Source organism: Pseudomonas sp. FIP_A4 (assembly GCF_036701605.1).
GTDB classification, from domain to species: Bacteria; Pseudomonadota; Gammaproteobacteria; order Pseudomonadales; family Pseudomonadaceae; genus Stutzerimonas; species Stutzerimonas phenolilytica.
The window spans coordinates 224,371-245,289 of record NZ_JAYDXP010000116.1; the positions used below are offsets into that span (position 1 = coordinate 224,371).

Below are 20,919 nucleotides of genomic sequence, written 5' to 3' on the forward strand. Positions count from 1 at the left end.
GCATCTGGTCGGCGCGACTGACATGTCTCGAACGAACTTGCCCGGTGGCTTTCGCCTCTAAGGCATACACTGGGATTGGTGGCGTCTGCTGCCGGCCTGGCTTTGAACTAGAACGAGGGGCTGCCAAATGACAACCTGGATCATTGCCTACAACAAAGATGGCAACACATCGACGCTGAAGATCGAATCAGCGCACCAACCGGATATCGACGAGGCCGTCGAGCTGGTCACGCGCAAGGCCGAGCAGGAGTATGCCGGCGAGGAAATCGAGCACGAGCATGACCCGGACATGGAAAGCACGCCGGCCACGCGGCTCGCCGAGCGTTACGGCATAACCGTCACCGGTATTTCCGAGGCCTGATCAGGCCAGCGGCCAGACTTCCCCATCCCCGATCAGAAACAGGCGCCGGCTCGCTTCGGCGCCGATCTCGGTCGCGCCGGTGAAACTGCCGAAGGCCGGCAGCAGACTGATCCGTTCGCCGAGGCAGAAGCATGGCAGGCGCAACCGCTGGCGACCGCGGCCGCGCAGGACGAATGCCGGATGCACGTGGCCGGCGAGCACGTGATGAGTGGGATGGGGCCTGGGTTCGTGCTGCAGCGCGAACGGCCCGAGCAGCAGCGGTTCGCCCACCACCTCGATGCCCAGCTCGGGCGGCGGATCGCCGGCGCGACGGTCGTGGTTGCCGCGGATCAGCGTCACGGCCAGCTGCGCGTGGCGGACGCGCCATTCGGCCAGCCGCGCGAGGGTGGCGGGCGCATGCGCTTCGGGCGCATGGAGGAAGTCGCCGAGGAAGATCAGCTGGCGGCAGGCGTAGTGCGCCAGCAGCCTGTCGAGCGTCTGCAGGTTGGTGGCGGTGGTGCCGCGCGGCACCGGCTGGCCGAGCCGGCGATAGGCGGCGGCCTTGCCGAAATGCACATCGGCGACCAGCAGCGCCTGTTGCGCCGGCCAGTAGATGGCCTTGTCCGCCAGCAGCCAGAGCGTGCTGCCGGCCAGCTCGATGGGCAGGCAGGCGGTCATCGACGCTGCCCTGTACGGGTCATGGCGCACGCTTGCGCCGGTTGGGCGTGCCGTCCTTGCGCGCGCGTGGCGTGCGTGGCCGGGGCATTTCGCGCTCCACGGCCGGCATGACCGCCGCATCGGCCTGATAGCCGCCGGGGCCGGCGGCCTGGTCCAGTTCGGTGACCATGCGGCGGATGCGGTCGGCCAGCTTCTCCGAACTCATGCTTTCGCGGAAACGCTCCACCAGCAGCGGGAAGGCCAGCGGCGTCGGCCGCTGCAGTTGGCGCAGGTCCAGACGGCGCGCCTGCAGGCGGCGCAGCGTCTGCTCCAGCCGCTCGACGTCCAGCTCCTGGCGCAGCACTTCCTCCTCGGCCTGGCCGAGCAGCAGATTGTCCGGGTCGTACTGGCGGAACACGTCGAAGAACAGACCGCTGGAGGCCTGCAGCTGGCGTGCGCTCTTCTGCGCGCCGGGATAGCCGGAAAATACCAGCCCGGCGATCCGCGCGATCTCGCGAAAGCGCCGCCGCGCCAGCTCGCCGGCGTTGAGGCTGGCGAGCACGTCGTGCAGCAGGTCGCGGCTGTCGAACAGGTGCGGCGTCAACTGGCTCGTCCAGTGCGGTTCGCTGGCCGAGAGCAGTTCCAGCCCGTAGTCGTTCACTGCGATGGAAAAGGTCAGCGGCTGGTGGCGGGCCATGCGCCAGGCGAGCAAGCTGGCCAGCCCCAGATGCACGTGGCGCCCGGCGAACGGGTAGAGGAACAGGTGCCAGCCCTCGCGCGAGCGCAGCAGTTCGGCCAACAGCGTTTCGCTGCGCGGCAGCGCCGACCAGGCCATCTGCACCTGCAGCAGCGGCTGCAGCAAGCGCATCTCGGCGCCATCGAATTCGCCGCGCGCGGCGGCGTCCAGCTGTTCGACCACCGCATCGGCCAGCTCGCTGGAAAGCGGCATGCGCCCGCCGTTCCAGCGTGGCACGGCGGCCTTCCTGCCGGTGGCGCGGCTGACGTAGACGGTCATGTTCTCCACCCGCACCAATTCCAGCAGGCGTCCGGCGAAGAGGAAGCAGTCGCCGGGGCGCAGACGGGCGATGAAGCCTTCCTCGATGCTGCCCAGCGAGCGGCCGCTGCCGCCTCTGGCCCAGAACTTCACCGTCAGGCTGGCGTCGCTGACGATGGTGCCGATGCTCATCCGATGACGCAGCGCGACGCGTCGGCTCGGCACCTTCCACAGCCCCGAGTCATCCGGCTCGACGCGCTGGTAGTCGGGGTAGGCGGTCAGCGAATGGCCGCCATGCCGCACGAAGGCCAGCGCCCATTGCCAGTGCGCCTCGTCCAGTTCGCGATAGGACCAGGTCTGGCGGACTTCAGCGAACAGTTCGTCGGGACGGAAGCCGCCGGCCAGCGCCATGCTGACCAGATGCTGCACCAGCACGTCGAGCGGGCGTTGCGGCGCGCTGCGGGCCTCGATACGGCGTTCGGCAATCGCCTGCTGCGCGGCGGCGGCTTCGAGCACCTCAAGACTGTGGGTCGGCACCAGTGTCACCCGCGAGGTGCGGCCGGGCGCGTGACCGGAGCGCCCGGCGCGCTGCAGCAGGCGCGCCACGCCTTTCGGCGAGCCGATCTGCAGCACCCGTTCGACCGGCAGGAAGTCGACGCCCAGGTCCAGGCTGGAGGTGCACACCACGGCCTTCAGCGCGCCCTGCTTGAGCCCTTGTTCGACCCAGTCGCGCACCTCGCGCGCCAGCGAGCCGTGGTGCAGGGCGATCAGCCCGGCCCAGTCCGGACGGGCGTCGAGCAGCGCCTGATACCAGCGCTCGGCCTGCGAGCGGGTGTTGGTGAACACCAGGGTGGTGGACGCCGCGTCGATCTCCCCGACCACCTGCGTCAGCATGCGCAGGCCCAGATGCCCGGCCCAGGGGAAGCGCTCGATGCTCTCGGGCAGCAGGCTGTCGACCAGCAGCGGCTTGTCGATGCGTCCCTGGACCAGCCGGCCGCGGCCGGGGTGCAACAGCACCTGCAGCGCCTCGGGCAGATTGCCGAGCGTCGCCGACAGACCCCAGACGATCAGCCGCGGCTGCCACCGGCGCAGGCGTGCCAGCGCCAGTTGCAGCTGCACGCCACGCTTGTTGCCGAGCAGCTCGTGCCATTCGTCGACGACCAGCATCTGCAGCCCGGCAAAGGCCTGGCGGGCATCGGCACGGGTCAGCAGCAGGGTCAGGCTTTCGGGCGTGGTGACCAGCGCGCTCGGCAGCCGCCGGCCCTGGCGCGCGCGTTCGGCACTGCCGGTGTCGCCGGTGCGCAGGCCGATACTCCAGGCGATGCCGAGTTCGTCGAGCGGCGCTTGCAGCGCGCGGGCGGTATCGGCCGCCAGCGCACGCATGGGGGTGATCCACAGCAGGCTGAGTGGGGCCGGCTGGCCTGAGCGAGGCATCTGCTGGGCGAAGCGCTCCAGCGCGGCCAGCCACACCGCGTAGGTCTTGCCCGAGCCAGTGGTCGCGTGCAGCAGCCCGGATTCGCCGTCGCGCACCGCTTGCCAGACCTCGCGCTGGAAGGTGAAGGGCTGCCAGCCGCGCGCGGCGAACCAGCGTTCGGCAAGGCTCATGCGTGCGCCTCGTGCGTGTGTTCGGGCGTCGGCCCGCTCATGGCAGCAGGGCCTTAAGCGTCGCCAGGGTATCGGCCTCGTCCACGGGCTTGTCGTGGCGCCAGCGCAGCATGCGCGGGAAGCGCACGGCGATGCCGCTCTTGTGCCGGCTGCTGGCGGCGATGCCCTCGAAGCCCAGCTCGAACACCAGCGTCGGCGTCACCGAGCGTACCGGGCCGAATTTCTCCACCGTGGTCCGGCGCACGATGGCGTCGACCTGACGCATTTCTTCGTCGGTCAGCCCCGAGTAGGCCTTGGCGAAGGGCACCAGCTTGCGCTCGGGATCGCCCGGCTCGCCGTCCCAGACGGCGAAAGTGAAGTCGGTATAGAGGCTGGCGCGCCGGCCGTGGCCGCGTTGGGCGTAGATCAGCACGGCGTCGATCGCATAGGGATCGATCTTCCACTTCCACCACAGGCCGACATCGCGGGTGCGGCCGACGCCGTATTGCCCGGCGCGGGCCTTGAGCATCATGCCCTCGACGCCGAGCGCGCGGGAGCGCTCGCGTTGGCGGGCGATCGCCGGCCAGTCCGCGCCGCGCACCCGCGGCGAGGCCAGCAGTGCCGGATGGCGGCACTGTTCGAGCAGCGTTTCGAGCTGCTGGCGGCGCTCGGCGAGCGGTCGCTGGCGCCAGTCCATGCCCTGCCATTCGAGCAGGTCGTAGGCCAGCACGACCACCGGCGCGGCGTCGAGCACCTTGGCGGTGAGGTTCTTGCGGCCGATGCGCTGTTGCAGCAGGGCGAACGGCTGCACGCCGAACGTCGTCGACTCGTGTGTCGCATCGAGTGGCACGTGGCGCAGGGCATCGTCCGGCTTCCAGACCACGATCTCGCCATCGAGCACCGTGCCGTCCGGCAGGCAGTTGGCCAGCGCGCAGAGTTCCGGGAAGCGCTCGCTGACCAGCTCTTCGCCGCGCGACCAGATCCAGATCAGCCCGTCGCGCTTGACCAGCTGGGCGCGGATGCCGTCCCACTTCCACTCGATGTGCCAGTGGTCCGGTGGCCCGAGCAGTTCGTCGAAGCGCGCGACATCTGCCTGCAGCGGGTGCGCGAGGAAGAACGGGTAGGGTTGTCCGCCGCGTTGCGCGTGCTCGTCGTCGGATTCGGCAGCGATCAGCGCGCGGTAGCGCTCGGCGCTGGGATGGTGCGACAGGTCGGTGTAGCCCACCAGCCGCTGCGCCACCCGCTTGGGGTCAAGGTCGGCGAGCGACGCCAGCGCGCGGGTGACCAGCAGTTTCGACACGCCGACGCGAAAGGCGCCGGTGATCAGCTTGATGCAGACCAGCAGGCTGCGTCGGTCCAGCTGCCCCCAGAACACCGGCAGCCGCGCGGCCAGTTCCTCGGGCGGCAATCCGCGCAGCGGCAGCAGACGCTCCTGCATCCATTGCGCCAGACCGGCATCGCTGCAATGTTCGGCCTCGGGCATCAGCAGCGAGATGGTTTCGGCCAGGTCGCCGACTGCCTGGTAGCTTTCCTCGAACAGCCATTCCGGCAGCGCGGCGGTGCGCCTCGCCGTCTCGCGCAGCAGCCGCGTCGGCACCAGTTGTCGGGGACGGCCACCGGCGAGGAAATACACCGCCCAGGCGGCGTCCTCGGCCGGCGCCTCGCGAAAGTAGTCGCGCATCGCCGCCAGTTTGGCATTGCTCGAGGTGGTGGCGTCGAGGCGGGCGTAGAGATCGGCGAAGACTTTCATTCAGCCTCCGGCAGCGTGGCATCGTCCTCTTCGCCGTACTCGGTATCAAAAGCCTGGGCGTCCAGGCCGCGCTCCTCGCGCAGATAGCGCACCAGCGCGGCGACCGAGCCGTGGGTGACCATCACCCGCTCGGCGCCGCTCTGCTCGATGGCCCAGAGCAGGCCCGGCCAGTCGGCGTGATCGGACAGCACGAAGCCGCGATCCACGCCGCGCCGCCGGCGCGTGCCGCGCAGCATCATCCAGCCGCTGGCGAAGGCGTCGGCGTAATCGCCGAAACGGCGCATCCAGGTGCTGCCGCCGGCCGAGGGCGGGGCGATGACGATCGCCTGCTTCAGACGCGGGTCGTTGCGCGGCAGATCGCCGGCGTAGAGCGTTTCCGGCAGCGCGACGCCGGCCTGGCGGTAGACCCGGTTGAGCGGCTCGACCGCGCCGTGCACGACGATCGGGCCGATGCCGGCGTCCAGCCCGTGAAGGATGCGCTGGGCCTTGCCGAAGGCGTAGCAGAACAGCACCGAGGTGCGGCCGACGGCGGCATTGGCGCGCCACCAGTCGTTGATCTCGCGGAACACCTGCGCCTGTGCCGGCCAGCGATAAATCGGCAGGCCGAAGGTCGATTCGCTGATGAAGGTATGGCAGCGCACCGGCTCGAAGGCGGCGCAGGTGGCGTCCGGTTCGACCTTGTAGTCGCCGGAGGCGACCCAGACCTCGCCGCGATACTCCAGGCGAATCTGCGCCGAGCCGAGCACGTGGCCGGCTGGATGCAGGCTCAGCCGGACGCCGTGGTGGGCGATCGCTTCGCCGTAGGCGAGGGTCTGCAGCGGCATGTCGGCGCCGATGCGCGAGCGCAGGATGCCGGCGCTGTCCTGGCTCGCCAGGTAGTGGCCCATGCCCCAGCGCGCGTGGTCGCCGTGGGCGTGAGTGATGACGGCGCGTTCGACCGGGCGCCACGGATCGATATGGAAATCGCCGGGCGGGCAGTACAGGCCTTCGGGACGGGCAACGACAAGGTCCATGACGACGTCTGGCTGGAGGGCTTGCAGTGTTGGAACCCGGCGCGGCGCCGCGAGTTCGTTTGCCAGGCGAAGGGTTCGGCGGGGCAGGGCGGCGACCGACCCACCCGGCCGGTCAGTCCAGCAGCTTCAGGTGCGAGGTGTCTGGCGGCGGCACATCGCTGGCGCGGCGGCGTTCGCTCATGTCGCTGCCCACCGGCGCCAGGCTGAACTGCGACAGGTCCACGCGCGGTGGCGTCGGTTCCGGGCGGGCATCCTGCAGGTCGACGCCGACCGGGGCGATACCGAAGTCGGGCGCCTCGACGTCGGCGAAGGCGGCCATGTACTCATCGCGCGGCACCACCTTGAGCGGGCCGGGCGCGCGGCTTGTGGCATCGGCCACCGGAGCCGGCGCGGCGGATGCGGCATTGGCCGGCGGCGGTGCCAGTTCGATTTCCTCGACATCCACCGGCATCGGCTTGACTTCGACCTGCGCGCCGGCGCGTTCCATCGCCACGCGGTACTTCTCCACGGCGTCGAAATCCAGGTTCTGCTTGATGACGATGCGGCGTCCGGAAAACAGCAGAGCGATGCGCTGGGCATCGGCCTGGAACAGCCGGGTCAGGTTGGCTTCGACCTGTTCGAGGCGGGCGCCGGGAAGCAGCTGGCCGGAAAAGGCGATCTCGTAGAGGCTCATCGAAAGATCCTTGTGCGGGGCGAGGGCGAGCGCGTGGATAGCCGGGCAAGCTTGGACGAAAAGCCCGCCGTCATCCAGTGAGCACGTCCCATTGGCGACTGTTGGGGGTCAGTCCGGTAGCGGCGCCAGCAGCGCATCGATATCGCTCTGCTGCAGGCGCCAGTCGTCCGTCCCGCCGCTGTCCAACACGCCGCTGGCAAGCTCCGACTTGCGCGTCTGCAGCTGCTGGATCTTCTCCTCGACGCTGCCGCGGGTGATCAGCTTGTAGACGAACACCGGCTTGTCCTGGCCGATGCGGTAGGCGCGGTCGGTGGCCTGGTTTTCCGCGGCCGGGTTCCACCAGGGGTCGTAGTGGATCACGGTGTCGGCGGCGGTGAGGTTCAGGCCGGTGCCGCCGGCCTTGAGGCTGATCAGGAACAGCGGCACCTCGCCATTCTGGAACTGCCGCACCGGCGTGCGCCGGTCGCGGACGTCGCCGGTGATGATCACGTAGGGGATACCGCGCTGGCGCAGCTCGTCCTCGATCAGCGCGAGCATCGAGGTGAACTGCGAGAACAGCAGTACGCGCCGCCCTTCGGCCAGCAGCTCGTCAAGCATCTGCATCAGGCTGTCGAGCTTGGCGGAATGGCCGCTACGCGCCACCCGGGCACCGTCGGCCTTGACCAGGCGTAGGTCGCAGCAGACCTGACGCAGCTTGAGCAGCGCTTCGAGGATGACGATCTGGCTACGTGCCAGGCCCTTGCGGTCAATCTCCTCGCGCACCTTGCGGTCCATCGCCAGGCGCACCGTTTCGTAGAGGTCGCGCTGCGCCGGGTTCAGGTCGACCCAGTGGACGATCTCGGTCTTCGGCGGCAGCTCGCGGGCCACGTCTTCCTTGCGCCGACGCAGCAGGAATGGGCGGATGCGCGCGATCAGATGCTGCAGGCGGTCGCGGTCGCCGTGTTTCTCGATGGGCGTGCGGTAGCTGCGGGTAAAACTGCGCGCATCGCCGAGCCAGCCAGGCATGAGGAAGTGGAACAGCGACCACAGCTCGCCGAGGTGGTTTTCCAGCGGTGTGCCGGTCAGGCACAGACGCTGCCGGGCGACCAGCCGGCCGGCGGCCTGCGCGGCCTTGCTGCTGGCGTTCTTGATGTTCTGCGCCTCATCCAGCACCAGCAGGTGCAGCGGCTGCGCGACGAGCTGTTCGATGTCGCGCGGCAGCAGGGCGTAGGTGGTCAGCAGCAGGTCGTGCCCGGCGAGCTGTGCGAAGTGCCGCTGGCGATCGCTGCCGTGCAGCGTGAGCACGCGCAGTTGCGGGGTGAAGCGCGCTGCTTCGTCCTGCCAGTTGGGAATCAGGCTGGTGGGCATGACCACCAGGCTCGGGCGATCGAGACGGCCGGCCTGCTTTTCCAGCAGCAGGTGGGCCAGGGTCTGCAGCGTCTTGCCCAGGCCCATGTCGTCGCCGAGGATGCCGCCGACGTCCAGTGCGCGCAGCGCCTGCATCCAGCTCAGACCATCGAGCTGGTAGGGGCGCAGCGTCGCGCGCAGGCCCGGTGGCGCGGCGACGGGCTGCTGGTTGTAATCGCGCAGACGCCGGGCGAAATCGAGCAGCTGCTCGCCGCCGCTCCAGGCGAACGGCAGCGCGTCGAGCTGGCCCAGGCGCGCGGCGTCGAGGCGTGACAGGCGCAGACTGTCGCCGGCCGGCTGGTCGCGCAGGTACAGCTCGCCCAGTGTGGCGAGGATCGGTTTCAGCCGGCCGAAGGGCAGCAGCACCTGCAACGGTCGGTCGTCTACCGCGCTGCGCCGGCCCAGCGCGACCCGGAGCGTTTCGTCGTCGGCGCGCTGGGCCAGGTTCTGCGGCGAGAGCAGGGCGGGATTGCGGCGGATGACGCTGAGCAGCACCGGCAGCAGGCTGATGCGCTCGCCTTCGACGAGGATGCCCAGCTGCAGGTCGAACCAGCTGTGCTCCGGGGATTCGTCCAGCTCGGCGTACCACTGCTCGACCGGCGCCAGGTCGTAGGCGAAACCGGGCTGCATGACGATCTGCCAACCCTGCTGGCGCAGCACCGGCAGTTGGGTGTCGGCGAAGTGCTGCCAGGCGCTCTCGCTGGGCAGCTCGAACATTTCCGCCGAATCCTTCGGTAGCGCCGGGCTCTGGCGCAGCGCCGGGCGGAAACCCAGCTGCTGCAGTTGCTGGCGCAGCGCCTGTTCGGCCGCAGGCTGGCGGGCGATGCTGAGCACACGCTCGCCCTCGGCCTGACGCAGACGCTGCTCGCCCTTGAGCTTGCCGTGCGTGGCGAGGCTGCCGTAGACGAAGCTCAGGCCGGCGCGGTGCTGCTGCTCGTTGACCATCCGCCCGCTGGCCGGTTGCCAGTTCATCGCCTGATGGCTGCCGAGCGTCAGCCGGGCGATGGGCTGCAAGTCGTCGATGCGCTGCTCTTCGGCCTTGGTCGGCACCGGCAGCTGCGGGGCGATCTCGCTGAGCGAGAGGCTGAACAGCCCGGCCTGGTTCGGTGACACCGCGGGGGCTTCGAGCAGGTGACGCGCCAGGGATGCCGACAGGCCGTGTTCGATCAGGCCGACCTCGTTGCTCGCGTCGTCGCGGTAGTACAGCGGGTCCACGGCGGTCAGCGCCTCGGCGCCGCCCTCGACTTCCAGCACCGGACGCAGCGCGCCTTCGTGCTGCTGCCAGGCGAAGCGGGCCGAGCGGCGATGGCCTGGTTGCAGCGCTGGGGCATCCCAGTCGAGAAAGGCGCGACCGCTTTCCAGCAGCAGACGCAGAGCCTCGGCACCGTTCTCGCCGGTCAGGGCGAAGCGGTTGCTGGCGATCGGTGCGAGCGCCAGCAGGGCAGCGATATGCAGGTCCAGCGGCTGCATGAAGCGCGGCTGGCGGAACGTGGCCTCGCGCACGGCCGGGTACGGCTCGCGCGCAGCGACCGATCCGTCCTGTCGCAGGCGCACCTTGTTCACTTCCACGTAGAGGTCCGGCAGCAGCCGGTAATGCAGACAGTGCGTGGGCGCGTCCTGGCCGGTGTCCTCGCCGAGCGCACGTGGCAACTGCGCGAGCCAGTGCCGCAGGGCGTCGGGCAGCTCGCCTTCCGGCGAGGCGTCGGCGCCCTGTGGGGCGTGCTCGGCCAGCTGCTGCAGGTGGTGGATGACGGCCGCGGCGTGCTTGCAGGCCAACCCCACCGGGCAGCTGCAAACGCAGCTGAGCCCGCCGCGCTTGTCGAGCAGCAGCGACTGCCGGTAGCGCTTGCCGCCGGTGCCGCGACAACTGGCCTCGATCAGCCCGTCGTCCTCGCGCAGCAGGGTGACGCGATCCTCCTCGGCGTACTGCTTGCCGCGCGCCAGCGCGTTGTCCGAGAAGCCCAGCGCCCAGGTCGGTGGCAGCCGGGTGAGAAAATCCCTGGCCATGGGTCAGTAACTTGCCCGGATCAGCGCACCGAGGCTGCCGTGGTCGATATAGCGCAGCTCGCCGGGGCGCAACTGCACGCGCTGCTGCAGCTGCTCACTGGCGAGCAGGCGGCCATATTCGCCGAAGCGATTGACCCAGAACCGCGCATCGACTTCCAGCCCGTGGCGGAGGCGCAGGGCAATCACGCCCTGCACCGGAAAATGCTCCAGATGCCGGGCGCCCTCGACCACGGCGACCCGCTCGTCGATGCGCTGCCGCCAGGTCTGGCGCAGCAGCACGCGATAGCCGTCGCCGCTGTCCAGTCGTTCGGCCAGCGCCTCGAAGTCCGCCGGCTGCGCGTCGCTGCCCGCGAGCAGGCGGGCATTCCGCGCCCAGTCATAGGGCGCGCGACGACTGGCCTCCAGCGGTTCGGCATGGCGGAACAGGATCAGCTCGATGCGATACAGCGCATCGGCGCACGCGGGCGGCGCGCATAGCACGAGCAACAGCAACAGGCGACGTAGCGGCGACATCCGGAATCCTTATGCGCTGGGCGCGAGCCTTTCGAGCAACGCTTCGAGGGTGTTGAAGCGCTCTTCCGGGCGTTCCATCGGTACCTGGAACTTGAACATCGTCGCGCCTTCGAATTTGTAGCGGTTCGGCTGGCTCTGGATCAGCTTGATCAGCACCAGCGGATCGACCGAGGTATCGGCGGAGAACTCGATGCGCCCGCCCTGCGGGCCGGCGTCGATCTTGACGATGCCGAGCTTCTCGGCCTGCAGCTTGAGCAGCGTCAGGCGCACCAGGTTCTTGGTCGGCTCGGGCAGCAGGCCGAAGCGGTCGATCATCTCCACCTGCAGTTCCTTCAGGCCATCCTCGTCGGCGGCATTGGCAATGCGCTTGTAGAGAATCAGCCGCGCGTGCACGTCCGGCAGGTAGTCGTCGGGGATCAGCGCCGGCAGGCGCAGGTTGATCTCCGGGCCGCCGCCGAGTGGCTGCTCGAGGTTTGGCTGCTCGCCCTTGCGGATGGCCTTGACCGCGCGCTCGAGCATTTCCATATAGAGGGTGAAGCCGACGGCCTGGATCTGTCCGCTCTGGCCTTCGCCGAGCAGTTCGCCGGCACCGCGGATTTCCAGGTCGTGGGTGGCCAGGACGAAGCCGGCGCCGAGGTCCTGGGCGTTGGCAATGGCCTCCAGGCGCTTCTGCGCATCGTCGGTCATCTGCTTGCGCGGCGGGGTCAGCAGGTAGGCGTAGGCCTGGTGGTGGCTGCGCCCGACGCGGCCGCGCAGCTGGTGCAGCTGAGCGAGGCCGAATTTGTCGGCACGCTCGATGATGATGGTGTTGGCGCTCGGCACGTCGATGCCGGTCTCGATGATGGTCGAGGCCACCAGCACGTTGAAGCGCTTGTGGTAGAAGTCACTCATCACCTGTTCCAGCTCGCGCTCGCGCATCTGTCCATGGCCGACGGCGATGCGTGCCTCGGGCACCAGCGCGGCGAGGTCGGCGGCGCATTTCTCGATGGTCTTGACGTCGTTGTGCAGGTAGTAGACCTGACCACCGCGCAGCAGCTCGCGCAGCAGCGCTTCTTTGATGGTCGGGTTGTTGGCCTCCATGACGAAGGTGCGCACCGACAGCCGGCGCGCCGGTGGGGTGGCGATGATCGACAGGTCGCGCATGCCGGCGATGGACATGTTCAGCGTGCGCGGGATCGGCGTGGCGGTCAGCGTGAGGATGTCCACTTCGCTGCGCAGTGCCTTGAGCTGCTCCTTCTGGCGCACGCCGAAGCGGTGTTCCTCGTCGATGATGACCAGCCCCAGGTTGCTGAATTTGACGTCGTCCTGCAGCAGTTTGTGGGTGCCGATGAGGATGTCGATCTTGCCTTCGGCCAGCTCCGCGATGGCGCTCTGCACCTCCTTGGCCGATTTGAAGCGGCTCATCACCTCGACGCGCACTGGCCAGTCGGCGAAGCGGTCGCGGAAGCTGTTGTAGTGCTGCTGAGCGAGCAATGTGGTGGGCACCAGAACCGCGACCTGCTTGCCGCCATGCACGGCGATGAAGGCGGCACGCATGGCCACTTCGGTCTTGCCGAAGCCGACGTCGCCGCAGACCAGGCGGTCCATCGGCTTGGCCGAGAGCAGGTCCTCGCGCACCGCATCGATGGCGGCCTGCTGGTCCGGTGTTTCCTCGAAGGGGAAGCCGGCGGCGAAGGTCTCGTAGTCGACCTGTGGGTCCTTGAAGGCATAGCCCTGGCGTGCGGCGCGACGGGCGTAGATGTCGAGCAGTTCGGCAGCCACGTCGCGCACCTGTTCGGCGGCCTTGCGCTTGGCTTTCTGCCAGGTTTCCGAACCGAGGCGGTGCAGCGGCGCCAGGGCGTCGTCGCTGCCGGTGTAGCGGGCAATCAGGTGCAGGCTGGCGACCGGCACATAGAGCTTGGCTTCGTCGGCGTACTGCAGCAGGAGGAATTCCTGCGCCTGGCCTTCGATCTCCAGCGTGACCAGCCCCTGATAGCGGCCGACGCCATGGTCGATGTGCACCACCGGCGAGCCTTCGCGCAACTCGGTGAGGTTCTTGATCACGTTGTCGCCGTCGCCGCGACCCTTTTCGCGGCGCCTGCGCTGCATCACGCGCTGGCCGAACAGCGGGCTTTCGGCGATCAGCGCGAGTTCGTCGAGCAGCAAGCCTTCATCGAGCGGGGCGATGGTGATCGCCAGCCGTTGGTCGCTGCCGAGAAAGCCGGACCAGCCTTCGACTTCCTGCGGGCGCAGTTTCAGCCGGGCGAGCAGTTCCAGCAGCACCTCGCGGCGGCCGGCGGACTCGGCGGTGAACAACACGCGGCCCGGATAGCTTTCGAGAAACTGACGCAGCTTGCCCAACGGCTCGCCGGCCTTGGCCTCGATTGCCAGGTCCGGCAACGCCTGCGCCGGATAGCGCTCGCGACCGATGCCGGGTTCGACGTCTTCCTGGCTGGCCACCACGCGCGGCCATTGCTTGAGGCGGGCAAAGCAGTCCTCCACCGGCACGAACAGCTCGCCGGGCGGTAGCAACGGGCGCTGCGGATCGACGCGGCGCTCCTCGTAGCGATTGCGCACATCGGTCCAGAACTGCTCGGCGGCCTGCTCGATGCCGGGCAGCGAGAACACCTGGCTGTCCTCGGGCAGATAGTCGAAGAGGGTGGCGGTTTCTTCGTAGAACAGCGGCAGGTAGTACTCGATACCTGCCGGGGTGATGCCGGTGGACAGGTCCTGATAGATCGGGCAGCGGCGGAAGTCGACGTCGAAGCGCTCGCGAAAGCGCGCGCGGAAGCCGGTGACCGCTTCCTTCTTCAGCGGGAACTCGCGCGCCGGCAGCAGACGGATCGACTCGACCTTGTCGATCGAACGCTGGTTCTCCGGGTCGAAGGTGCGCAGCGTCTCGATCTCGTCGTCGAACAGGTCGATGCGGTAGGGCTGGGCGCTGCCCATCGGGAAGATGTCGATCAGCGCACCGCGCACGGCGAACTCGCCGTGTTCGTAGACGGTATCCACACAGCGGTAGCCCGCGGCTTCCAGGCGCAGACGCATCTGCTCCACGTCGAGCTTCTGGCCCACGTCCAGCACCAGGCTCGAACCGAGCAGGAAACGCTTGGGCGCCAGCCGGTGTAGGGCAGTGGTGATCGGCACTACCAGCACGCCGTGGCTCAGCTCCGGCAGTTGGTAGAGCGTGGCGATGCGCTGGGAAATGATGTCCTGGTGTGGCGAGAACAGATCATAGGGCAGCGTTTCCCAATCGGGAAAATGCAGCACGGACAGCTTGGGCGCGAAGAAGGCGAGCTCTTCCTGCAGGCGCTCGGCGCTCTGGCTGTCGGCGGTAAGCAGGAGGGTGAAGCGTTTGGCGTTGCTGGCGGCTTCGGCAATGGCCAGGCTCAGCGCGGCTCCGGGAAGGTTGCCCCAGTGTTGCTTGCCGCTGGCGGCAGGCAGGGGCGCAAGGCGCAGGACGGACACGAGTGGGCGTGGCTCCGATCGAAAAAATAGGCCGCCGGGATTGTAACTATCGCGGTGCAGGGCTGTCAGTGTTTCGTCCGCTGCAGATTGCCGGCGCTAGGGTGCGCCGTCATAATGTAGCCCCTTTTCTCAGCCCCTACATGTTGGAAGGAACTGCCCGTGACTCAGAAGCCCGACCAGTGTCTTGGTGAATGGATTGACCGCGAAGCGCTCGCCGAAGCGATGATTCCGTTGATTGGTCAGCTGTACCGCAACAACAACGTGGTGACTTCGATCTACGGGCGCGGCCTGATCAATCGCTCGGTGATCGCCATTCTCAAGGCGCACCGCTTCGCGCGTCACCGTATCGCCGACGAAGCCGAGCTGTCGGTACATGACACCTTCCAGATCCTCAAGACCATGAGCGAGATGAACCTGGGCGCTGCTTCGGTTGACTTGGGCAAGCTGGTCGCCAAGTTCAAGCAGGCTGGCGAAGGCCGCACTCTCGAGCAGTTCGTGCGTCAGGAACTGGCGGAAGTGGCTGACAAGCGTCATACCGCAACCGGCCGCAAAGGCACCGACGTGGTGCTGTATGGTTTCGGCCGCATCGGCCGCCTGCTGGCCCGTATCCTGATCGAGAAGACCGGCGGCGGCGACGGCCTGCGCCTGCGCGCCATCGTCGTGCGCAAGGGCGCCGACAACGATCTGGTCAAGCGCGCCAGCCTGCTGCGTCGCGACTCGGTGCACGGTCCGTTCGATGGCACCATCACCATCGACGAAGCCAATAACACCATCACCGCCAACGGCAACCTGATCCAAGTGATCTATTCCAACGATCCGGCCTCGGTGGACTACACCCAGTACGGCATCGAGAACGCGTTGCTGGTCGATAACACCGGCAAGTGGCGTGACGCCGAAGGCCTCGGCCAGCACCTCAAGTGCCCGGGCGTTGCCCGCGTGGTGCTGACCGCACCGGGCAAGGGTGAGCTGAAGAACATCGTGCATGGCATCAACCATGCCGACATCACCGCTGACGACAAGATCATTTCCGCCGCATCCTGCACCACCAACGCTATCGTGCCGGTGCTCAAGGCCGTGAATGATCAGTACGGCATCGTCAACGGTCACGTCGAAACCGTTCACTCGTACACCAACGACCAGAACCTGATCGACAACTTCCACAAGGGCAGTCGTCGTGGTCGCAGCGCTGCGCTGAACATGGTGATTACCGAGACCGGTGCTGCCACCGCCGCCGCCAAGGCGCTGCCGGTGCTGAAGGGTAAGCTGACCGGCAACGCGATCCGCGTACCGACGCCGAACGTGTCCATGGCCATTCTCAACCTGAATCTGGAAAAGGCCACCAGCCGCGACGAGATCAACGAGTACCTGCGCCAGATGGCCATGCACTCGGATCTGCAGAAGCAGATCGACTTCGTCAACTCGCAGGAAGTTGTATCAACAGATTTCGTCGGCTCGCGTCATGCCGGCGTGGTGGACGCCGAGGCCACCATCTGCAATGACAACCGTGTGGTGCTGTACGTCTGGTACGACAACGAGTTCGGCTACAGCTGCCAGGTGGTTCGCGTGATGGAAGACATGGCCGGCGTCAACCCGCCTGCCTTTCCCCGCTAAGCGCAGCGCCAGCTGAAACGAAACGGGAGCCTGTGGCTCCCGTTTCGCGTTTCTGGGGTAACGAAAAACGGCCGAGCATCGCCGGGCTGTGGTGCGCGCACTGATGTTTTATTACGCAAGCGAGCTGCCGCTATGCGGCGAAGGTGTAGATAAAAACGCTCGGTACCGGGTGGTCAGTCGGCGCGCCCCCCCCCTATAATCGGGCGGATTTTTCACTTGGGGCCGTGACATGGCGTCGCGCTGATGAGCTATCGGCGCGAGCGGTGTGGCGTTTTTTTGCTATCAGTCGCTTGGCTGAAAAAGCTTTCAGAATAAGTGGTTAAGCAAACCGATGATCAATATAAGACGAGGGCTGGACTTGCCCGTAGCCGGCGCGCCAGCGCAGCGTATCGAGGCTGCGAGGCCGGTGCGCAGCGTGGCCGTGATTGGCTTCGACTACCCGACCATGAAGCCGACCATGAACGTGCAGGTCGGGGATCGGGTCAAGCTGGGGCAGTTGCTGTTTTCCGACAAGAAATCTCCAGGCGTCAACTTCACCGCGCCCGGCGCCGGTGTCGTCAGCGCCATTCACCGCGGCGAGAAACGTGTCCTGCAGTCGGTTGTGATCGACCTCGAGGGTGATGACGAGCTGACCTTTGCTGCCTATAGCAGCGCTCAGCTGGATGGTCTGACAAGCGATCAGGTTCGCGAGAATCTGCAGCAGTCCGGCCTGTGGACCGCGCTGCGTACGCGTCCCTACAGCAAGGTGCCGGCGGTCGATGCCGTGCCGAGTTCGATCTTCGTGACCGCGATCGATACCCATCCGTTGGCGGCCGATCCGGCGCTGATCATCGCTGAACGGGCCGACGCCTTCGAGGCCGGTCTCAAGACTCTCGCCCGGCTCGCCAAGGTGTTCCTGTGCAAGGCGCCGAGCGCGACGCTGCCCGGCGAAGGCCTGACCAACGTGCAGGTCGAGGCATTCAGCGGTCCGCATCCGGCAGGTCTGGCCGGCACGCACATCCATTTCCTGGATCCGGTCAGCGCCAGCAAGAGTGTCTGGAGCATTGGCTATCAGGACGTGATCGCCATCGGCCTGCTGTTCACCAGCGGGCGCCTGTCGGTCGAGCGTGTCGTTGCGTTGGCCGGTCCGGTAGTGACCGCGCCGCGCCTGCTGCGCACGCGTCTGGGCGCCAATCTGGACGAGCTGACTGCGGGCGAACTGCAGCCCGGCGGCAATCGCGTGGTTTCCGGTTCCCTGCTCGGTGGACGTACCGCGCATGGGGCATTCGCCTACCTCGGCCGTTATCACCAGCAGGTTTCCTGCCTGCGCGAGGGCAAGGAGCGCGAGATGCTGCATTATCTGCGCGCCGGTGCGGAGAAGCATTCGATCCTCAACATCTATATCTCTAAGTTGATGGCGGGCAAGAAGTTCGCCTTCTCCACCTCCACCAACGGCAGCCCGCGGGCCATGGTGCCGGTCGGCAATTATGAGGAAGTGATGCCGCTCGATGTACTGCCGACCCAGCTGCTGCGTTCGCTGATCGTCGGCGATACCGAGATGGCACAGAAGCTCGGCTGCCTCGAACTCGACGAGGAAGACCTGGCGCTGTGCAGCTATGTCTGCGCTGGCAAATACGAATATGGCCCGATCCTGCGGGACAACCTGACCCGCATCGAGAAGGAGGGCTAAGGCATGGGCATTCGCGCATTCCTCGACAAGATCGAGCACCATTTCGAGAAAGGCGGGCGTTACGAGAAGTGGTACGCGCTCTATGAAGCGGCGGACACGTTCCTCTATCGCCCCGGCAGCGTCACCAAGACCACGGCGCATGTGCGTGACGGCATTGATCTCAAGCGGATGATGATCACCGTTTGGCTGTGCACCTTTCCGGCCATGTTCTTCGGCATGTGGAACGCCGGCTATCAGGCTAACCTGATCTACGCGGCCAATCCGGAGTTGCTGCAATCGCAGTCGGACTGGCAGTTCGCGCTGACCGGGCTGCTGGCCGGGTTCGATCCGGGCAGTCTGTGGGATAACGTCATCCAGGGCGCAGCGTATTTCCTGCCGATCTATGCGGTGACCTTCATCGTTGGTGGCTTTTGGGAGGTGCTGTTCGCCTCCATTCGCAAGCACGAAGTGAACGAAGGCTTCTTCGTCACTTCCGTGCTGTTCGCCTTGACCCTACCGCCGAGCATTCCGCTGTGGCAGGTCGCGCTGGGTATCAGCTTCGGCGTTGTGATCGGTAAGGAAGTGTTTGGCGGCACTGGCAAGAACTTCCTCAACCCGGCACTGACCGGCCGCGCGTTCCTGTTCTTTGCCTATCCGGCGCAGATATCCGGCGACCAGGTCTGGACCGCGGTCGACGGCTATGCCGGCGCTACTGCGCTGAGCCTGGGCTACGCAGGCGGCATCGAAAACGTGATCGACCACGGCATCAGCTGGATGGATGCCTTCGTCGGCACGATCCACGGCTCGATCGGTGAAACCAGCACGTTAGCGATCTTCATTGGTGGGGCAGTTCTGCTACTGACCAAGATCGCGTCCTGGCGCATCGTATCCGGTGTGATGCTGGGCATGATCGGCCTGAGCTCCCTGTTCAACCTGATCGGCTCGGACAGCAATCCGCTGTTCGCCATGCCCTGGTATTGGCACATGGTGGTCGGCGGCTTCGCCTTCGGCATGATCTTCATGGCCACCGATCCTGTCTCGGCCTCGATGACCAATACCGGCAAATGGATCTTCGGCGTGCTCATCGGCGTGATGGTGGTACTGATTCGCGTGGTCAACCCTGCGTTCCCCGAAGGCATGATGCTGGCGATCCTGTTCGCCAACCTCTGTGCACCGCTGATCGACCACTTCGTCATCCAGGCCAATATCAAGCGGAGGCTGGCGCGCAATGTCTAGTAAAAAAGAATCCACCGCGCGCACGCTGACGGTGGCCCTGCTGGTCTGCCTGGTCTGCTCGGTGTTCGTCGCGGGCGCCGCGGTCGCACTGCGGCCGACGCAACAGCAGAACGCGCTGCTGGACAAGCAGCGCAGCATCCTTGCCATCGCCGGTCTCGGTCAGGCCAACATGTCCGCCAAAGAGATTCGGGCCCTGTACGGCGAGCGTATCGTGGCCCGACTGGTCGATCTGCAAACCGGCAAGTTCAGCGATGAGTTCGACGCGCAGGACTTCGACCCGCTGGCTGCTGCCAAGGATCCGGCGTTGTCCGCATCCCTGCCGGGGGAGCAGGACATCGCCTCGATCAAGCGCCGCGAGCACTACAGCATCGTCTATATGGTGGAGAAGGACGGCCAGCTGGATACGCTGATCCTGCCAGTCCGCGGCTATGGGCTGTGGTCGACGCTCTATGGCTTCATGGCGGTCAAGGGTGACCTGAATACCGTCGCCGGTCTGGGCTTTTATCAGCATGGCGAAACCCCGGGTCTGGGCGGCGAGGTCGACAATCCGAAATGGCGTGGCCTGTGGCCAGGCAAGGAGCTGTTCGACGATGGCAAGCTGGCTGTCCAGATCATCAAGGGCAGCGTCGATCCGCAGAGTCCGAAGGCCGATCACCAAGTGGACGGCCTGGCTGGGGCAACCCTGACCAGCAACGGGGTAAACAACCTGTTGCATTTCTGGCTGGGCGAGAACGGATTCGGTCCTTTTATCGCTAACCTGCGCGCCGGGGAGGCTTGAGCATGTCGCAACCTACAGTCAAAGAAGTTCTGATCAACCCGATCATCGCCAACAACCCGATCGGCCTGCAGATCCTCGGCATCTGTTCGGCGCTGGCGGTCACTTCGAACCTCAAGACCGCCGTGGTGATGTCCATCGCCCTGACGCTGGTGACGGCGTTTTCCAGCATGTTCATCTCGATGATTCGCACGCAGATTCCGGGCAGCATCCGCATGATCGTGCAGATGGTGATCATCGCTTCCCTGGTGATCGTGGTGGACCAGATCCTCAAGGCCTATGCCTTCAGTCTGTCCAAGCAGTTGTCGGTGTTCGTCGGTCTGATCATCACCAACTGCATCGTGATGGGACGCGCCGAGGCGTTCGCCATGCAGAACCCACCGGTGCTGTCGTTCTTCGACGGCATTGGCAACGGCCTGGGCTACAGCGCGATGCTGCTGGTGCTCGGCGTGATCCGCGAGCTGTTCGGTGCCGGCAAGCTGATGGGTTACACCATCATTCCGGTGGTCAACGATGGCGGCTGGTATCAGCCCAACGGACTGCTGCTGCTGCCGCCCTCGGCGTTCTTCCTGATCGGCTTGATCATCTGGGGCATCCGTAGCTGGCGCACCGAGCAGGTCGAGAAGCCGACCTACCGGATGGCACCGCAAGTCTCGAACAAGGAGGCTTACTAATGGAGCACTACATCAGCCTGTTCGTGCGCGCCGTGTTCATCGAGAACATGGCGCTGGCGTTCTTCCTCGGCATGTGTACCTTCATCGCGATTTCCAAGAAGGTGGAAACCGCCATCGGCCTGGGCATCGCGGTGGTCGTGGTGCAGGCTATTACCGTACCGGCCAACAACCTGATCTACACCTACCTGCTCAAGGCCGGAGCCCTGTCCTGGGCCGGACTGCCGGACGTGGATCTGAGCTTTCTCGGCCTGCTGAGCTACATCGGCGTGATCGCCGCGATCGTGCAGATCCTCGAGATGCTGCTCGATAAGTACGTGCCCAGCCTGTACAACGCGCTGGGCGTGTTCCTGCCGCTGATTACGGTGAACTGCGCGATCATGGCCGGCTCGCTGTTCATGGTCGAGCGTGACTACAACCTGGCGGAAAGTACCGTCTACGGGGTCGGCTCAGGTCTGTCCTGGGCGCTGGCCATCGCTCTGCTGGCGGGCATTCGCGAGAAGCTCAAGTACAGCGACGTACCGGATGGCCTGCAGGGTCTGGGAATCACCTTCATCACCATCGGGCTGATGTCGCTGGGCTTCATGTCATTTTCTGGCGTACAGCTCTAAGGA

15 protein-coding genes are annotated in these 20,919 nt (G+C 66.4%); 7 read left to right on the forward strand and 8 right to left on the reverse strand.

Annotated elements, in window-relative coordinates:
- Window positions 1-127: 127 nt before the first annotated feature.
- The gene (locus U8L64_RS04880) at window positions 128-361 is read left to right on the forward strand and encodes a hypothetical protein (RefSeq protein WP_077683855.1); all 234 of its coding nucleotides are present in this window, start codon (window positions 128-130) and stop codon (window positions 359-361) included.
- On the opposite strand, the gene pdeM is transcribed toward U8L64_RS04880, so the two are convergent.
- The 8 genes from pdeM to mfd all read right to left on the reverse strand — a co-directional run bounded on the left by pdeM (window position 362) and on the right by mfd (window position 14,364).
- Window positions 362-1,018, reverse strand: a complete 657-nt coding sequence (gene pdeM / locus U8L64_RS04885; protein WP_043299324.1) for a ligase-associated DNA damage response endonuclease PdeM — start codon at window positions 1,016-1,018, stop codon at window positions 362-364. It abuts the gene before it with no gap.
- A 19-nt stretch (window positions 1,019-1,037) separates the two neighbouring features.
- Window positions 1,038-3,596, reverse strand: coding sequence for a ligase-associated DNA damage response DEXH box helicase (locus U8L64_RS04890; protein ID WP_333394478.1), 2,559 nt, complete (start codon window positions 3,594-3,596; stop codon window positions 1,038-1,040).
- 37 nt (window positions 3,597-3,633) lie between these two features.
- Window positions 3,634-5,325 (reverse strand): ATP-dependent DNA ligase, encoded by a 1,692-nt coding sequence (locus tag U8L64_RS04895; RefSeq protein WP_333394480.1) that lies wholly within the window; start codon window positions 5,323-5,325, stop codon window positions 3,634-3,636.
- The gene (locus tag U8L64_RS04900) at window positions 5,322-6,338 is read right to left on the reverse strand and encodes a ligase-associated DNA damage response exonuclease (RefSeq protein WP_054095096.1); all 1,017 of its coding nucleotides are present in this window, start codon (window positions 6,336-6,338) and stop codon (window positions 5,322-5,324) included. The genes U8L64_RS04895 and U8L64_RS04900 overlap by 4 nt, the downstream gene beginning before the upstream one ends.
- A gap of 112 nt (window positions 6,339-6,450) precedes the next feature.
- Window positions 6,451-7,011, reverse strand: coding sequence for a hypothetical protein (locus tag U8L64_RS04905; protein WP_054095095.1), 561 nt, complete (start codon window positions 7,009-7,011; stop codon window positions 6,451-6,453).
- A 108-nt stretch (window positions 7,012-7,119) separates the two neighbouring features.
- On the reverse strand, window positions 7,120-10,404 hold the full coding sequence (locus tag U8L64_RS04910) for a DEAD/DEAH box helicase (protein ID WP_273527139.1): 3,285 nt from the start codon (window positions 10,402-10,404) through the stop codon (window positions 7,120-7,122).
- A gap of 3 nt (window positions 10,405-10,407) precedes the next feature.
- Window positions 10,408-10,917 (reverse strand): CsiV family protein, encoded by a 510-nt coding sequence (locus tag U8L64_RS04915; protein ID WP_333394484.1) that lies wholly within the window; start codon window positions 10,915-10,917, stop codon window positions 10,408-10,410.
- 9 nt (window positions 10,918-10,926) lie between these two features.
- Entirely contained in the window at window positions 10,927-14,364 is a 3,438-nt protein-coding gene (gene mfd, locus U8L64_RS04920) for a transcription-repair coupling factor (RefSeq protein ID WP_333394486.1), read from the reverse strand.
- 159 nt (window positions 14,365-14,523) lie between these two features.
- On the opposite strand from mfd, the gene U8L64_RS04925 reads away from it, so the two are divergent.
- The 6 genes from U8L64_RS04925 to nqrE all read left to right on the forward strand — a co-directional run bounded on the left by U8L64_RS04925 (window position 14,524) and on the right by nqrE (window position 20,916).
- Window positions 14,524-15,975 (forward strand): glyceraldehyde-3-phosphate dehydrogenase, encoded by a 1,452-nt coding sequence (locus tag U8L64_RS04925; protein ID WP_043299338.1) that lies wholly within the window; start codon window positions 14,524-14,526, stop codon window positions 15,973-15,975.
- A gap of 331 nt (window positions 15,976-16,306) precedes the next feature.
- On the forward strand, window positions 16,307-17,644 hold the full coding sequence (locus U8L64_RS04930; RefSeq protein WP_333394488.1) for a Na(+)-translocating NADH-quinone reductase subunit A: 1,338 nt from the start codon (window positions 16,307-16,309) through the stop codon (window positions 17,642-17,644).
- A gap of 3 nt (window positions 17,645-17,647) precedes the next feature.
- Entirely contained in the window at window positions 17,648-18,859 is a 1,212-nt protein-coding gene (locus U8L64_RS04935) for an NADH:ubiquinone reductase (Na(+)-transporting) subunit B (protein ID WP_043299342.1), read from the forward strand.
- A complete protein-coding gene (locus tag U8L64_RS04940; RefSeq protein WP_043299343.1) occupies window positions 18,852-19,637 on the forward strand; it encodes a Na(+)-translocating NADH-quinone reductase subunit C in 786 nt (261 codons plus the stop codon). The genes U8L64_RS04935 and U8L64_RS04940 overlap by 8 nt, the downstream gene beginning before the upstream one ends.
- Entirely contained in the window at window positions 19,634-20,308 is a 675-nt protein-coding gene (locus tag U8L64_RS04945) for an NADH:ubiquinone reductase (Na(+)-transporting) subunit D (protein WP_175415042.1), read from the forward strand. The genes U8L64_RS04940 and U8L64_RS04945 overlap by 4 nt, the downstream gene beginning before the upstream one ends.
- Complete coding sequence (nqrE, locus tag U8L64_RS04950; RefSeq protein WP_008570687.1) at window positions 20,308-20,916, forward strand: NADH:ubiquinone reductase (Na(+)-transporting) subunit E; 609 nt, start codon at window positions 20,308-20,310, stop codon at window positions 20,914-20,916. The genes U8L64_RS04945 and nqrE overlap by 1 nt, the downstream gene beginning before the upstream one ends.
- Window positions 20,917-20,919: the final 3 nt, after the last annotated feature.

Excerpts from the sequence above, each read along its gene's own strand:
- U8L64_RS04890 (WP_333394478.1), bottom strand. The coding sequence starts at position 3,596 with ATGAGCCTTGCCGAACGCTGGTTCGCCGCGCGCGGCTGGCAGCCCTTC.
- U8L64_RS04930 (WP_333394488.1), top strand. The coding sequence starts at position 16,307 with ATGATCAATATAAGACGAGGGCTGGACTTGCCCGTAGCCGGCGCGCCA.
- U8L64_RS04935 (WP_043299342.1), top strand. The coding sequence starts at position 17,648 with ATGGGCATTCGCGCATTCCTCGACAAGATCGAGCACCATTTCGAGAAA.
- U8L64_RS04880 (WP_077683855.1), top strand. The coding sequence starts at position 128 with ATGACAACCTGGATCATTGCCTACAACAAAGATGGCAACACATCGACG.
- nqrE (WP_008570687.1), top strand. The coding sequence starts at position 20,308 with ATGGAGCACTACATCAGCCTGTTCGTGCGCGCCGTGTTCATCGAGAAC.
- U8L64_RS04915 (WP_333394484.1), bottom strand. The coding sequence starts at position 10,917 with ATGTCGCCGCTACGTCGCCTGTTGCTGTTGCTCGTGCTATGCGCGCCG.
- U8L64_RS04910 (WP_273527139.1), bottom strand. The coding sequence starts at position 10,404 with ATGGCCAGGGATTTTCTCACCCGGCTGCCACCGACCTGGGCGCTGGGC.
- U8L64_RS04905 (WP_054095095.1), bottom strand. The coding sequence starts at position 7,011 with ATGAGCCTCTACGAGATCGCCTTTTCCGGCCAGCTGCTTCCCGGCGCC.
- U8L64_RS04900 (WP_054095096.1), bottom strand. The coding sequence starts at position 6,338 with ATGGACCTTGTCGTTGCCCGTCCCGAAGGCCTGTACTGCCCGCCCGGC.
- U8L64_RS04940 (WP_043299343.1), top strand. The coding sequence starts at position 18,852 with ATGTCTAGTAAAAAAGAATCCACCGCGCGCACGCTGACGGTGGCCCTG.
- pdeM (WP_043299324.1), bottom strand. The coding sequence starts at position 1,018 with ATGACCGCCTGCCTGCCCATCGAGCTGGCCGGCAGCACGCTCTGGCTG.
- U8L64_RS04895 (WP_333394480.1), bottom strand. The coding sequence starts at position 5,325 with ATGAAAGTCTTCGCCGATCTCTACGCCCGCCTCGACGCCACCACCTCG.